12 protein-coding genes are annotated in these 15,070 nt (G+C 42.0%); all 12 read left to right on the forward strand.

What is annotated here, in order from left to right; translation table 11 throughout:
- Nucleotides 1–40 precede the first annotated feature (40 nt).
- The 12 genes from icmP to DMP02_RS03005 all read left to right on the forward strand — a co-directional run bounded on the left by icmP (nt 41) and on the right by DMP02_RS03005 (nt 14,926).
- Nucleotides 41–1,162, forward strand: coding sequence for a type IVB secretion system coupling complex protein DotM/IcmP (gene icmP / locus DMP02_RS02945; protein ID WP_126322594.1), 1,122 nt, complete (start codon nt 41–43; stop codon nt 1,160–1,162).
- Nucleotides 1,162–3,522 (forward strand): TraM recognition domain-containing protein, encoded by a 2,361-nt coding sequence (locus DMP02_RS02950; RefSeq protein WP_126322595.1) that lies wholly within the window; start codon nt 1,162–1,164, stop codon nt 3,520–3,522. Before icmP ends, DMP02_RS02950 begins: the two co-directional genes overlap by 1 nt.
- 192 nt (nt 3,523–3,714) lie before the next feature.
- Nucleotides 3,715–4,269: an OmpA family protein gene (locus tag DMP02_RS02955; RefSeq protein WP_126322596.1), complete on the forward strand. Its 555-nt coding sequence runs from the start codon at nt 3,715–3,717 to the stop codon at nt 4,267–4,269.
- 393 nt (nt 4,270–4,662) lie between these two features.
- Nucleotides 4,663–5,301: a type IVB secretion system apparatus protein IcmL/DotI gene (locus DMP02_RS02965; RefSeq protein ID WP_126322598.1), complete on the forward strand. Its 639-nt coding sequence runs from the start codon at nt 4,663–4,665 to the stop codon at nt 5,299–5,301.
- Between the two features lie 73 nt (nt 5,302–5,374).
- Entirely contained in the window at nt 5,375–6,295 is a 921-nt protein-coding gene (locus DMP02_RS02970; RefSeq protein WP_126322599.1) for a DotH/IcmK family type IV secretion protein, read from the forward strand.
- A gap of 8 nt (nt 6,296–6,303) precedes the next feature.
- Nucleotides 6,304–8,823, forward strand: coding sequence for a 5-fold beta-flower protein (locus tag DMP02_RS02975; RefSeq protein ID WP_126322600.1), 2,520 nt, complete (start codon nt 6,304–6,306; stop codon nt 8,821–8,823).
- Between the two features lie 34 nt (nt 8,824–8,857).
- The gene (locus tag DMP02_RS02980) at nt 8,858–9,565 is read left to right on the forward strand and encodes a hypothetical protein (protein ID WP_126322601.1); all 708 of its coding nucleotides are present in this window, start codon (nt 8,858–8,860) and stop codon (nt 9,563–9,565) included.
- 5 nt (nt 9,566–9,570) lie between these two features.
- A complete protein-coding gene (locus DMP02_RS02985; protein ID WP_126322602.1) occupies nt 9,571–10,185 on the forward strand; it encodes a hypothetical protein in 615 nt (204 codons plus the stop codon).
- 64 nt (nt 10,186–10,249) lie between these two features.
- A complete protein-coding gene (locus DMP02_RS02990; protein ID WP_126322603.1) occupies nt 10,250–10,666 on the forward strand; it encodes a type IV secretion protein IcmD in 417 nt (138 codons plus the stop codon).
- A 204-nt stretch (nt 10,667–10,870) separates the two neighbouring features.
- The gene (locus DMP02_RS02995; protein ID WP_126322604.1) at nt 10,871–11,287 is read left to right on the forward strand and encodes a type IV secretion protein IcmD; all 417 of its coding nucleotides are present in this window, start codon (nt 10,871–10,873) and stop codon (nt 11,285–11,287) included.
- Between the two features lie 10 nt (nt 11,288–11,297).
- A complete protein-coding gene (gene icmJ / locus DMP02_RS03000; RefSeq protein WP_126322605.1) occupies nt 11,298–11,894 on the forward strand; it encodes a type IVB secretion system protein IcmJDotN in 597 nt (198 codons plus the stop codon).
- Between the two features lie 11 nt (nt 11,895–11,905).
- Nucleotides 11,906–14,926, forward strand: a complete 3,021-nt coding sequence (locus DMP02_RS03005; protein ID WP_126322606.1) for a type IV secretion protein IcmB — start codon at nt 11,906–11,908, stop codon at nt 14,924–14,926.
- Nucleotides 14,927–15,070: the final 144 nt, after the last annotated feature.

Here is a 15,070-nt window from a genome sequence, read left to right on the forward strand (position 1 = left end):
AGGACGACGAATTGATTTTATAATAGAATAATAATTATTGATGCCACCTTCTCCCGGTCCACAACAGCAATCAGGCGATAATTCACTTGCACCTTTATGGATTATCATTGCCCTTTTTGTGCTGGGCTGGTTATTGTGGGCATTTTTTCATACACAAATTGTAGGCTTCTCGTTGCTTATTAAATCGTGGGAAGCGCGTCTAATTGCTTTTTTTCTTCCTAGTGTTGCCTATCTTCCTGCTGAAATAAAGCATTTATCGCCTGCGGCAGTCGCATTTTCACAGTTACTTGATATTAGCCGAACCGTTGGAGAGTACTTACGTTATCCGGTTATTGCCGTGCTGGTTGTATTAGCATGTATTATTTACTTTAGCCATATCAATATAAACTTTAAAAAAGTTTATACCATGAAATCATTAACTGAGGCGGAAAGGCAGAATTGGCCGCAAATTACGCCGGTGGTTAAGCTTAATTTGGTTAAAGAGGATATTGATAAAGGTGCCTGGGCAATGGCTTTAACCCCGATGCAGTTTGCTAAGAAATATCAACTGCTCCGCGAAGAAAAAACAGTATTGACCATGACGGCGTCAGCACCGCGTCAGCAAACCACCGTGCAGATACGTCGCGATGTAGCGCACCATGCGTTTACCTTGCAATTAGGGGATTATTGGCAAGGTGTAGAGCGTTTAAAACCTTCAACTAAAGCGCTGCTAGCGATTTTTGCGGCACGGGCTAATCATGATCGTGATGGTGCACTTAAGTTGTTATTACAAATAGCTGAATCAACCAAAACAGGGCGGCTTAATTTTTCCGGTGTTAATGCTTTATGGGAAAAACATAAGCATAATAAAGCGGTTAACCGAGTGATGCATAGCCATGCCTATGTGTTAACTGTGATGGCTTCGATGTTAGAATTAGCAAGAAAAGACGGTGTATTAGCATCTGCTGATTTTCTATGGTTAAAACCCACGGATAGGGCGTTATGGTTTATGTTGAATTCAGTGGGGCGACAAACCGTTTGTTCTGAAGTAGCTGGACCTTTTGCGCATTGGAATGTTGAGCGTGCGATGGGCAGACGGTTACTGGCGCCGATGGTCGATGAAGCGGTTAATGGTTTGGATGCTGCTATTAAAGATATTTTATATATACCGGATTCCGAATAATGGTTGCTGTTGCACGTGGTTTAGAACAAAAACATGAACAAGATCCCCGTCGATTACTACGGGATACACGTACGTTGGAGCAGCGTTTTGTTGATTTTTTTAAAAATCCACAAGCCGTCACTATCTTATTAGTCGGATTTGCTTCAGGTTCTTTTTTTATTCCCGCCGTTGCCGATATTGCTTTATTACTCGGTGTTCTTTCTTTTTGGTACGCCTATACACGCAAAACCTCATTACCATTTCGTATGCCGCAGCGTGCGAAGCAACTGGATAATAATGACTTAATGCCAAGTAGTAATAAACCACGTAAAGCACGTGGTATTTGCTTGTTTGGTAATGAAATTTCTACAGGCGAAGAGCTTTGGTTTAGCAACGATGATATGCGTACCCATTGCTTGATTTTTGGATCGACCGGTAGTGGTAAAACAGAAGCCTTAGTCTCATTGGCTTTTAATGCGCTGGTACAAGGCAGTGGTTTTATCTACGTGGATGGAAAAGGCGATAATAGCTTATACGCTAAAATATTTTCTATGGCGCGTTCGATGGGACGTGAAGATGATATTTTGGTTGTGAACTTTATGACAGGTGCACGGGATATCGTTGGGCCACAAGAAAAACGCTTGTCAAATACTATGAATCCCTTTGCGAATGGTTCATCGAGTATGTTATCGCAGCTCGTGGTGAGCTTGATGGACGGCAGCAGCAAGACGCCCGATGGTGATATGTGGAAAGGGCGTGCGATAGTCTTCGTTGAGGCATTAATGAAGCTATTGGTTTATATGCGCGATCAAGGCGCTATTTTATTAGATGTGCATGTGGTACGGAATTATTTTGAATTAACCCGCGTAGAAAACATTGTGATAGATAAGGTGTTTCCACGTGATGGTCAAGAGCCATTGAGTTTAAATGATGTGCCTGACTTGGTCTTGGAGCCGATTACCAACTATCTCATCAACTTACCGGGTTATGATAAATCCAAAAAAGGTAAACAAGTTTCTCAAGTTTTAGAACAGCATGGTTTTATTACCATGCAGTTAACCCGTGTGTTTGGATCACTCGCCGATACCTACGGACATATTTTACGGACTAATTTAGCGGAAGTTGATTTAAAAGACGTGGTATTGAATCGGCGAATCTTATTAGTTTTATTACCCGCGTTTGAAAAATCACCGGATGAATTATCTAATTTGGGTAAGATTATTATTGCGTCGCTTAAGGCGATGTTAGCGGCGGGTTTAGGCGAAGAAGTAGAGGGTGATTATAGCGATATTATCGAACGTAAGCCCACCAATGCATTGACGCCTTATTTATGCGTATTAGACGAATACGGTTACTATGCTGTGCCTGGATTTGCCGTGGTTCCTGCGCAGGCACGATCCTTAGGTTTTTCTATTGTTTTTGCCGGTCAAGATTTACCTGCTTTTCAAAAAGCTTCGAAAGAAGAAGCGGCCTCTATCGGCGCAAACTGTAATATAAAATTGTGTATGAAATTAGAGGACCCCTTAGAAACTTGGGATTTCTTCTCGAAAAGTGCAGGCGAGGCTTGGGTAACCAAGGTGGATGCTTTCCAAACGCGCGCTGAAAGTCTTTTGAATAATTATGCCGATACACGCAGTGCTTCCAGTGAAAAACGTGCGCGTATTGATCTATTAGATCTGAAAGAACAACGTGAAGGTGAAGCGCATATTTTATTTAAGTCAAAAATTATTCGTGCACGTTTATTTTATGCGAACCCGCTGCCCGTGAAACGGATGCGATTAAATCAGTTTTTAAAAGTGGGCTTGCCTACGCATCGTGTCATGATCGATCTACAACAACGATTGATTAACTTTAAAAAAGTGATAGATAAAGACACATTTTCACTGGATAAATTAGATGAGTCTTCTATTATTGCTGATTTAGCGGATACTTTAAGCGGGCAAAGTGATTTAAAACCAATTGATGCGGCATTATCTGCCTTATTAGCGATCCATAAAACGGAAGAAGAACAGGATGAAGTGTTCAGCGCTGAAGAGGAAATTTTAGGCGTCGGTGAATTAAATATATTTAGTAAGCTGAATATTTCAGCTAAATTACAAAGCGTATTATTGGCGGATAATATCGATCAATTTGCCGCACCTTTTTTAAATCGTAGTACTACACAAGGACAAATAGCGGTTATAGAAAAAATATCGGGTAAATTTGAAAAGCATGCGTTCAGTATTGCGGCAGAAATTGTAAAAGATATGTCAGTAGCGACGCATTACCCACCGAAGGTAGCGACTGTTTTTTCTGCCGAGGACATCAAGAAAGCAACCGAAGAGCTAGTTGAAAGTATTAAGAGGGGACGGGAAGAGACCCAGAAGGAAAAAGGAAACTGATTTGCCGCGTTTTACGCTGCAATGATAAAAAAATCACCACCGTCATGGCGAGCGAATGAAATGAGCGTGGCCATCCAGGCTCTGTACTTTCTGGATTGCCGCGTGCCTGCGGCGCTCGCAATGACGATGAATAGAGGGGCTTCGTAATGACGATGCCCCTAATAAATAACTATAACGATAAGTGTTTAAGCTATGAAATCATGCTATTTTTTTGTTTTAAGTGTTTTATTGCTGAGTGGCTGTGCAAGTCAGCGTCCTAGCGATATGCCTATGCCAATTGTGCCGGGTTCTGCCGTGTATCAGCAGCAAAATCAAATTGATAATTTGAAAAAAGGCGGGGTACAAGTGATTCAACTTGGGGATGAATTGCGTTTAGTGCTTCCTACTAAGCGATTTTTTAGTAAAAACACGTATGTTTTAAAACCAGCATCATCGCCTAGTTTGGATCAGATAGTGGTTTTTCTTAATCAGAGAAAAAACTTTGGTATTAATGTCTTAGCCTATACGCCCTCGTTAGAGGTTGCAGATGACTTTAAACCAAATACCAGTTTAGAACAGCAGCAGGCACAAGCGATTGTGGATTACCTTTTGCAACGTGGTTTAAATACCCGGCTGATTACCGCAACGGCTTGGACAGGTGTCAGCGATAAGCAAAAACAAGGGTCGGGCTGCTTTAGTGATGATGCACCCGGTGTTTTTTCAGTAGAAATAAGGGCTCGTTTATTACAACCGGAACAGAGTCAGTAGCCTTTTAGTCTTGGAAAATAGGCGAAAATATATAAAATGTTTGTGAATAATTAAATAATATATTTAAATGTAGCTTTTTCTAATAACTATGGTTATAGTTCGCTCAAATAAATCCTGTAGTAGGTGTAGAGGGGTAAGGTGGGCAGCCGAATTGAGTTAGTGAGGTCTCGAAAAGGTTTTTATCGAGATAATTATAATCGAGTTTGTATCGGACTTTTGGTAGCGTTAGTTACTATTTTACTGCTCAGCGCTTTAGTTATTTATCTAGCTGTTTTCCGTCCTGTTTCGGACATTTACGCTACTTCTATGGATGGGCAAATAACTCGCTTGGTCTCTCTGGATTTGCCTGTACAAGCGAGTGCTTAATAAGAATAAATTGTAAGAGAGATGATAATGAAAGAAGATGCACTCCAAGTCGTTAAATTACGCAATGACTTCTATCGCGATAATTATCGGAAGGTTGTAGCGGCATTACTAATCAGTTTCTTCATTGTGCTGACTTTAGCCGGGGCGTTATTTTATATCGTCACGCATCCGCCTGCACCACGCTATTTTGCTACGAGCAATGATGGTCGCCTGGTTCCTTTAATCCCCTTTGATCGTCCTAACCTGAATAATTCTACTGTATTAGAGTGGGCTAACACAGCGGCTACTGCTGCATATAGTTATAACTTTGTTAATTATCGAGAGGCACTACAACGAGCAGCGGATTATTTTACCCAGGAAGGTAGACAGATGTTTTTCAATGCCGTAAAAAGCTCCAATAATTTGCAGGCGGTGATTGCTAAAAAGCTCATTGTTTCTGCTGTAGCAACGGGTGTACCTGTTGTACTCGAACAGGGTGTTATGTTGGGTCGTTATACGTGGAAAGTACAAATCCCTATGTTAATTACATTTCAAAGTGCTAGCCAATTTTCACAGCAATCAGTTACTGTGACGATGCTTATTGTGCGTGTTTCGCCTTTAGCATCACCCCGTGGTATTGGTATTGCGCAATTCATTGTATCAGGAGGCGGCGGTATTACCGGTTAGTCACACCATGTATAGACTCCTTTTAAAATCGCACCATAGACTTAATTTTATTCACCGATACATTTGCTGTGTCATGGGAATACTATTAATAGGATCGTTTAGCACCACGGCAGAAGCAGCTGGTAATAATGCGGCAGCACCTACACAAGCATCAGCTTCGGCGGGAAATAGTGCGGCTGCGAATAATAATTCAAATGCGAGTGATGATGGTTCTGTGTCAGTGGACGCCTTGAATAAAGCAGCGTTTGGCTCGATGACACAAACCATGTTGCCGATGACACCGGAGCAGATCCAACGCTTAAGAGCGTTGTTTAATCAAACACAGGCGGCTGCAGCCGCAACACCAGGTACGCCACCGCGACCCACTATATCTTCGCAGTACGTTAAATTAGAACCCGGTGCAACACCGATAGTGGTTCGTTTAGCGCAAGGTTATGTGACAACAGTCGCATTTGTAGATTCTACAGGACAGCCTTGGCCCGTTGATAATTATGATATCGGTAATCCTCAGTCATTTAATATTCAGTGGGATAAAAAAAGCAATTTATTGATGATACAAGCCACAGCTTTGTATAGCGTAGGTAATCTTGCGGTGCAGCTGCAAGGCTTATCCACACCGGTTATGGTGACATTAATTTCTGGTCAAAAGGCCGTTGATTATCGTATTGATCTACGTGTTCCAGGTAATGGTCCAAATGCTAAAGCCTTGTTAGGGCGAGCATTGCCAGATAGTGCGGATCCGACCTTATTAAATATTTTAGAAGGTGTTGCCCCACAGGGGAGCACTATATTAAAGGTTTCAGGCGCTCCTGCACAAGCGTGGTATAGCGGTAATCACTTGTATCTGCGTACACGTTTGACATTAATTTCTCCGGCATGGATTGCAACCATGTCCAGTCCTGATGGTATGAAAGCGTATGAAATGCCTAAAACATCACTTATTTTAGGTTTTCAAGATGGTCAATCAATACAATTAAAAGTTGAAGGGTTTTAAGGATTCCTATGAATCTTAAATTACAAAATATTACACATGTATTTAAGAATGTGAGAACACGTAGCATTATTATTGTTACGGTCTTAATTCTTTTGTTTGGTTTTTTATTAGGTTTTAAACACTTAATCAATCGAACAGCGCCGGCAGCAGATTCTTCAGTTCAATTAAAAGATGCGCCAAGCGATATACAGTCTGTTCCGGGTGGTCTTCAGCAATCACCATCGGCGGATTATCAACGCCTTCAGCAGCAACAAAATTTACAACAAGCAGCGCTTGCAGAAAAAACCGGTGCCAGTGTTATTCCTACCTTATTGGATAGCTCTGAATTTAATAGTCAGTCACAGAATCAATTGGGTGGCTGTACCTCGTGTTGTAAACCTTGCGCCTGTTGTGAAAATAACGCTTCTTCAGCGAATAAAGCATTCAATGCTTCAGGCGCTTCGCTATTACAACCCAGCGATCTACGATCCGGTACCTTAATTTACGATACACAAGGTAAGGCGATTGGTCGTTTAGGACCAGACGGTAAAGTACGTAACCAAAATGGAGAAATTATCGGTCAAGTAGGGCCAGATGGTTTAGTACGTGCGACAGATGGTAGTGTGATTGGAAGTGCTGCTGTTCCTGCATCAGGTGATCCTGTTTACGATGCAACAGGTCATTTAATCGGTCATGTCGGTGCCGATGGTAAAGTTCGTGATCTTAAAGGCGCAGTGATTGGTACAGTTTCGGCTGATGGAATAGTACGTGATCTTAAAGGCGCGGTGATTGGAAAAGCAGTCAACGCTAAATTAACAAATTCTGGCCTGGGTGCCGCTGTTTATGATGCACAAGGTCGTATGCTAGGAACAGTGGGCAGCGATGGCAAAGTACGTGATGCAAAAGGCAATGTGATTGGTAGCGTAGGTGCAGATGGTATTGTGCGTGATGCCGATGGAAAAGTGATTGGTAAAACGGGTGTGAGTAGTGTGGGCGCACCGATTTATGATGCACAAGGTCGTTTACTGGGTACGGTCGGAGCCGATGGCAAAGTACGTGATGCAAAAGGTAATGTGATTGGCAGCGTAGGTGCAGACGGTACTGTGCGTGATGCGGACGGAAAAATTATTGCTAAAACCGGTGTTAGTAACGTAGGTGCACCAGTTTATGATGCACAAGGCCGTTTACTTGGAACAGTGGGTTCTGATGGCAAGGTACGCGATGCAAAAGGTAATGTCATTGGTCAAGTCAATGCAGACGGTGTTGTGCAGGATGCTAATGGCAAATCAATAGGACGTGCTTATCTAGGTGGTATGACTAAACGTACTTCTAGTATGGTTCCTGGCGCGCCTGTTTATGATCGTGACGGTAAAATAATAGGAACTGTCGGATCGGATGGTCGTGTACGTGATGAACATGGCAAGGTTCTAGGTACCTTAAGTCGTGATGGAACGCTACGTGATCAAAATCAACAGCTCATAGGAAAAGTAGGCGCTACTGCACCCGGTACACCGGTTTATGATAAACAAGGTCGATTAGTCGGAACGGTGGGTAGTGATGGCATTGTAAGAGATAGCCAAGGACGAGTCATTGCCAGCATGGGTGCTGATGGTATTGCGCGTGATGCACAAGCTAATCCTTTAGGCAGTACGACGCCGCCCACTTCATCGGCGCTTGCTAGCAATGATCCGACAAATCCAAATGCTGCTTTAAATCAATCGTCTTCAGTGAGTTTGCTGCCGAGCACATCCGATGCTACCAATCCAGCTTTGCAAGCTATTCTCGATAGGCAAGCGCAACAAATCTCAGCGCAAAAAGCAGAACAATTACAACAACAAATACAGTCGTCCATGTCAACACAGGCGAATCAATTGTTTGTCGCATGGGGTTCACCTACGCAGCAGTATGTGGCAGGTACGCCTTCGGCAGATAGAAATCTAAGCCTAGGCAGCGCTGGAACTTCTGCAACAACGTTAACAGCGGGCGGCGCGCCCCCCGCTGTTAACGCAGGAACGATTATGTATGCGGTGCTATTAACCGCAGTGAATAGTGATGAGCCTGGTCCTGTGTTGGCAGAAATTGTGCAAGGTAAATTTAAAGGCGCACGTTTAATTGGTACCTTAAGCAATCAGAAAAAGAAAGTATTACTTTCCTTTAATACGATGACCATGCCTAAATTGTCCCAGAGTATCCCTATTAATACCGTTGCGATTGATGACAATACGGCGCGTACCGCTTTATCAAGTTACACCGATAACCATTATTGGCTGCGTTACGGTACTTTATTTGCTTCCGCGTTTATTCAAGGTTATGGACAGTCCTTTTTAGCGTCAAATGCAAACTATTCAGGTGCCATTGTGATTAACCCTGATAATAAAGCGCCTGATTTAAAGCCTAGGGATAGAATTTTTGTTGGTTTAGGTCAAGTGGGTGTGCAGTATGCCGCCGCTTTAGGCAGTATTTTTAATACGCCACCGACCGTACATGTTTATTCAGGTACAGCGATGGGTATATTGTTTCTTTCAGATTTACCGGCGTTGCCGCAATAAATTTATTTTTTACAACGTTTTATAGTACGAGGCTATGATGGATAAAAAAACTTATAATGTGAATGAAGAAGAGTACCAATTCCAAGAACCTGAGACAGCGGCTCATTTTTCTGCAACGAGTGCTGCGCCAGAAACACCGAGTATTTTTGAGCGCATCAATCGCCAGAATATTATTGCTGGATTTATTTTTATCCTTTTAATATTTGGTACCTATAAATTACTCAGTGGGCTTTTTCATGGTGTTAAGCAACCTGCGGTTGAAAAGATTAAACCGGTTGCCAAACTAGATGCCAGCAAGCAGGGTATGGTGGTTAACGTTGATAGTACGACCACTCGTTTGGATCATTTAGCACAAGGGCAATTGGACGTTCAGTCGTCAATTCAATCATTGGATTCAGAATTATCGAGTATTCAAACAACACTCGCTAATTTAACCACCCAGCTTGCGCAAGTTAATGATGAAGTTCAAAGCCTACATGCGGGTCAAGAAACATTAATTAAAAGCCAAATAAAACCTGTAAAAAAGGCCGTGGCCGAAAAAGAAATACCAAAACCTATTTATTACGTTCGTGCGATTATCCCGGGTCGCGTGTGGTTAACTACACAAGAAGGTACGACGCTTACCTTAGGTGTGGGTGATAAATTAGCGGGTTATGGTGTTCTTGATTCGATTAATGCGGATCAAGGTGTTGTTACCTTTAGTTCAGGTGCTGTGATTGGCTATAGTCCTGATGATAGATAAATGCCATGTTAGCTATAAAGTTTGAATCGTTTAAAAATTTAAGTCGTTTTTTGTTACCTTTGCTGGCCTGTTTGCTACTGAGTGGATGCTCTAATACGAGATTTCCAAAAGTAGAAAACATGTTAGTGAGCATGACGAATGAGTTTCCGAACATCTACCGTTTGATCACAGCGGCAGCTTACCTGATGGGTATTGCCTTTATTTTTAGGGGTGTTTATCAGCTGAAGGTGTACGGTGATCTTCGTACTATGATGTCGGTGCAAACCAATTTCAAAGCGACTATGATGGTGTTTTTCGCTGGCGCAGCGCTTTTGTATACACCCACGGCGCTTAAAAGCATGTTATTGTCGACCTTTGCGACGACCACAGTGGTTGATCCGATGAGCTATCAGCCAGCTAAAGGACTATGGAGTCCGTTGGTATCGCAAGCAGTTTTGCGCTTTATACAATTAATAGGTACTATTTCGTTTATACGTGGTTGGGTTTACCTCACGCATACATCAAACCCTAACGGCCGTAGTAGTTTTGGAAAAGCCGTGACACATATCATTGCAGGCTTATTGGCCATTAATATTGAAGGGACACGGGAGATGCTGCAAGCGAGCTTTGGCATTTCTTAAGGTTTTTTATGGTTTTTTATGTTGGTAATCCTATTATTATTTAGTTGTTCGGAGAGATATAAGAATGAAAAATAAATACCTTGCATCAAAACTAGTGCGTCGCTTTATGAGTTGGCAAGCAAAGCTAGCGCTATTTACCGTTCCTTTTCTTTATACGGCATTGGCTCAAGCAGATGACCAGAAGAATTTAGGTGCAATCGCAACCACATTAACAGGTTCTTTTGCTGGAGTGGCTAAATTGATTACCGCGGGTGCTTATATGGCGGGTATTGGTTTTGCAATGGCATCGATGCTTAAATTCAAAGCACATAAAGACAATCCTACACAAATTCCTATTGGAACACCGATTGCATTATTGTTTATTGGTGCCGCATTAATATTTTTACCCAATATCTTTGGTATTGCTGGTCAAACGATTTTTGGTGGAACGAGTGGCGCGGGTGGTATTTACGGTGTGACCGGTTTGGCCGGAGGTGCCTAACACACGATGCTTCGTACTTGAGTTTTTGGCTATGTTGCCGAAAACTCAAGTATTGAAAGTATAGAGCGGGTAATCCCCGCCTCTATTTTAGTGAAATAAATGGATTTGTTTTGTTAAAATAGAGGCGGGATACTCGTTTTTAAAAACTACGTCACGGATGTGATATAAAAAAGTATTGAGGTTATCCATATTATCATGAATGACATGAATGAAAAGAAAAATGATCGTCAGGGAAGGTTTTTTAGAATACAACACAGCTTATTCGCTTTTATTGTTGCGTTGACGACAGGAAGCTATGCGGCTATTAGCCATGCAGAAGGGGTAAAAACCTTAGGTGATATGGCGTTAACGATCACACAGTCATTTTATGGTTTATCCAAGTTAATTACCGCTGGTGCTTATATGGCAGGTATAGGCTTTGTGATGGCTTCGATGCTAAAGTTTAAAGCGCACAAAGATAATCCTACGCAAATTCCTATTGGTACGCCGATTGCGTTGTTATTTGTGGGTTCCTCACTGATGTTTTTACCGCAGATATTTGCGATTGCAGGTCAAACCGTCTTTGGCGATACCAGTGGCGCTGCAGGTATTTATGGTACAACCGGGTTAATAGGTAATTAAAAACAAAAACGTGTTTACCCTTAAATTAAATGTAAACCCTGAGGGCTGGCGATTTTTTATGCGCCGCAAGCTTGATCTGCGCTTTACTGAGTTTAGTAAAAAAATCTTGGCGCGTGATGAATTTTGTTGTCAATTTTGTGGTTTAGAATCTAGACAACATCACGAAATTATTAATTTGGATCACAATTATTTTAATAATAAAGCCTCAAACTTAGTGACAGCCTGTGTTTTCTGTACACAGTGTGTTTTTCTGGAATCCGTAGGCGTGGGCGGACAGGGTGGTGGGGTATTAATTTATTTACCTGAAATAGAACAAAATTATCTGAATGGGTTGTGTCATCTTTTATTTAAAGCCATGAATAATAATACCGAATACAAAGAATCTGCTCAAAATGCGTATCGCCACCTTAAATTACGTTCACAAATTATAGAAGCCGAGTGGGGTGAAAATATGCAGGATCCCGCGCTGTTTGGACAGTTATTAATTGAATCGGGTTATAAAGCCTCATTATTTGAAAAGGAACTTTTTACCTCTATTCGCTTACTGCCTTCACGTGCAGGGGTTAAAAGCGAATCTGGCTTGAATGCTTCTTCTTTGATAACTTGAGGTAGAAAGCAATGGCTAGCCTATTTAATTCTTTTCTAGATGGTATCGATACCTTCCTTGCTTGGTTAAGTACGTCGCTGAAACAAACCACGGAGTCTTATTGTGACCTAGAAACAGCCGATAGCCCTACGGTTATCGTCGCACATGATGGTTCTTTAATTTCCTTAATTAAAATTTCAGGTGTGACGCAGTTAATTGGTAACAGTGAATTTGAGCGTTTACACGAAGGTTTAACGCTGAGCTTGCAGACGGCTTTATCGCGTGCGGGACATGCGTTACAAGTTTTATTTCATTATGACCGAGATGTTGTTACTGATTTAATTAACGATACCCTAGCGCCGGGTCAGCAAACCAGTGAACGTTTAGGTTTAAATCTAAGTGATTTATTTAAAGAACGCGTTTCTTTTTTATCTAAACATTGTGCTTATGAAAGCGTTTATTTTGTTTTATGGACACGTCCTTTAAGTTTGACTACCGAGCAATATCAGCGCTCAACAAAAGACAAACTAAAATTTATTCGCGATAAGAAAGTACCGCCTTTTCAGATCACGCAAAATGCGATTGCAGCTATTCCTGATTTACGTGATACCCATGATGCCTTTGTTCGTTCCGTTATTCATGATTTATCAACCTTGAATATTGCTGCCAGTCTTTTAGAAGTCCATGATGCGGTGCATGCAATTCGATCAGTGGCGGATCCTATTTTTACGGATAAAAATTGGCGCCCTGCCTTACCTGGTGATAAGATATTACCTAAAGAATATGATCGATCGCGCAATACGATTTCGGATGTACTGTGGCCTTCGTTGGCTCGACAAGTATTGCCTAGAGATGCTGAAAACCTCGATTTAAGAACCGTGCGCCTAGGCGATCAAATTTATTCTTGTATTTTTATTGATTTATTACCCAAAGAAATAAAATCGTTTAATGCTTTATTACAAAGGACTTTAGCGGCGCGAATTCCTTGGCGGATTTCATTTTTTATTGAAAGTGATGGCTTACGTACCATCAAATTAAAATCTGTTTTAGCCTCAGTCTTAAGCTTTTCATCGGCACAAAACCGATTGCTTAGTGATGCGAATAATTTATTGCAATATATTGCAATAAATACCGATGATGCGGTGGTTCGATTACGCGTTGCGGCGTGTACCTGGGCGCCGGAAGGTCAGCTTCCTTTACTTCGAACACGTGCGGCTGAGCTTGCTAAGGCGATAGAAGGTTGGGGTTCTTGTGATGTGTCTGAAGTATCCGGTGATCCGTTTGGAGGCTTAGCCTCAACCCTATTAGGCATGTCGGCACAGAGTGTCGCAACGCCAACGATTGTGCCTTTTTCGCAAGTCGTTTACATGCTACCAATTACACGGCCTGCATCTCCTTGGAAAACTGGTGCGCAGTTATTTAGAAGTCCAGATGGTAAACCATGGCCGTTTCAACCAGGTTCAAGTGAGCAGACGACTTGGATTGATCTCATTTATGCAAGACCCGGTTCAGGTAAATCGGTGCTTTCAAATACCTTAAATTTAGCACTGTGCTTAGCCGGCGGGTTACAACGTTTACCGCGCATTGCCATTATTGATATCGGTCCTTCTAGTAGCGGATTAATTTCATTATTGCGCGAAGCCTTACCCTTAGAAAATCGCCATTGGGTGGCTTATCATCGTTTACGCATGACGGTGGATTATTCAATTAACCCATTTGATACCCAGTTAGGTTGTCGTTATCCAACACCGCAAGAGCGAAGTTTTTTAGTTAACTTTTTAACGCTATTAACTACACCGCTGGGTGCAACCAAGCCTTACGATGCGATTTCAGATATGGCCGGTTTGGTGATTGATGAGCTCTATAAAAATCTTTCTGACGATGAAAAACCCTGTCCGTATACGGCGGGGATTGAGCCTTTAGTCGATGGTATTTTAGAAGAAATGGGTTTTATTCCCGATCAATTGACGACGTGGTGGGAAGTAACGGATGCCTTATTTATATCGGGCTTTCCGCATGAGGCAATGTTGGCGCAACGTTATGCCATGCCTTTATTAGCGGATGCCGCCTCTATTTGTCGTACACCCACTATCGAAGATTTATATGGAAAAATTACCGCACCTACTGGTGAAACTTTAATTAATGCCTTTGCGCGCATGATTTCCAGTGCTATTCGAGAATATCCTATTTTATCACGCGTCACGCGTTTTGATTTAGGTGAAGCACGCATTGTGTCATTAGATTTAGATGAAGTGGCAAAGAGTGGCGGTGATGCGGCGGATCGACAAACCGCGGTGATGTATATGTTAGCGCGCTATACATTAGCGCGACATTATTATTTAAGTGAAGATAATCTGAGTGATATTTCCAGTCAGTACCGTGATTATCACAAACAACGTATTGCTGAATTAAGAGAAGATCCTAAGCGTATTGTATTTGATGAATTCCATCGTACTTCAAAAGCGAAAGCGGTGCGTGATCAAGTCGTAGTGGATATGCGTGAAGGACGTAAATGGAATATTCAAATTGCCTTGTTATCACAATCATTAGATGATTTTGATGAAGTCATGGTCGAGTTTGCAACTTCCATTTATATTATGGATGCAGGCCCTGCACAATCGGTGGAAAAGTCAGCTAAAATATTTGGTTTATCGCCTACTGCAACCATTGCTTTGCGTACACGTGTGCATGGGCCGCGAGAAGGCGGCGCTACTTTCTTAGCACAATTTGCAACCAAAGAAGGAATGAACACCCAATTATTAACCTTAACCTTAGGCCCTATCGAATTATGGGCGTTTAGTACCACCGTAGAAGATGCTAATTTACGTAATAGACTTTACCACCAGTTAGGGCCAGTTGAGACACGTCGCGTATTAGCGCGCTTATTCCCCAATGGAACTATCAAAAAATTAGTTGAAAAACGCTTAGCTAATTTGAAAGAAGAACAAGGACTGATTACCGAAGATTCGCGTTTAGGCTTAGTCGACCAGATTGCTGAAGAAATTATCGATGCCTATACCAAAAATCCGCAGCTACAATCCTTGCCCATTTAAGGTGTCACCACCGTCATTGCGAGTACCGTAGGTGCGAAGGCAATCTAGAAGACATGCAACTGGATTGCCACGCGCTTTCGCGCTCGCAATGACAAAGCTTTAATTTTTATTTAATATAAGTATTATACATTCATTAATTAATCA

Origin of the sequence: Candidatus Rickettsiella viridis (assembly GCF_003966755.1) — a bacterium.
Classification (GTDB): Bacteria; Pseudomonadota; Gammaproteobacteria; order Diplorickettsiales; family Diplorickettsiaceae; genus Rickettsiella_B; species Rickettsiella_B viridis.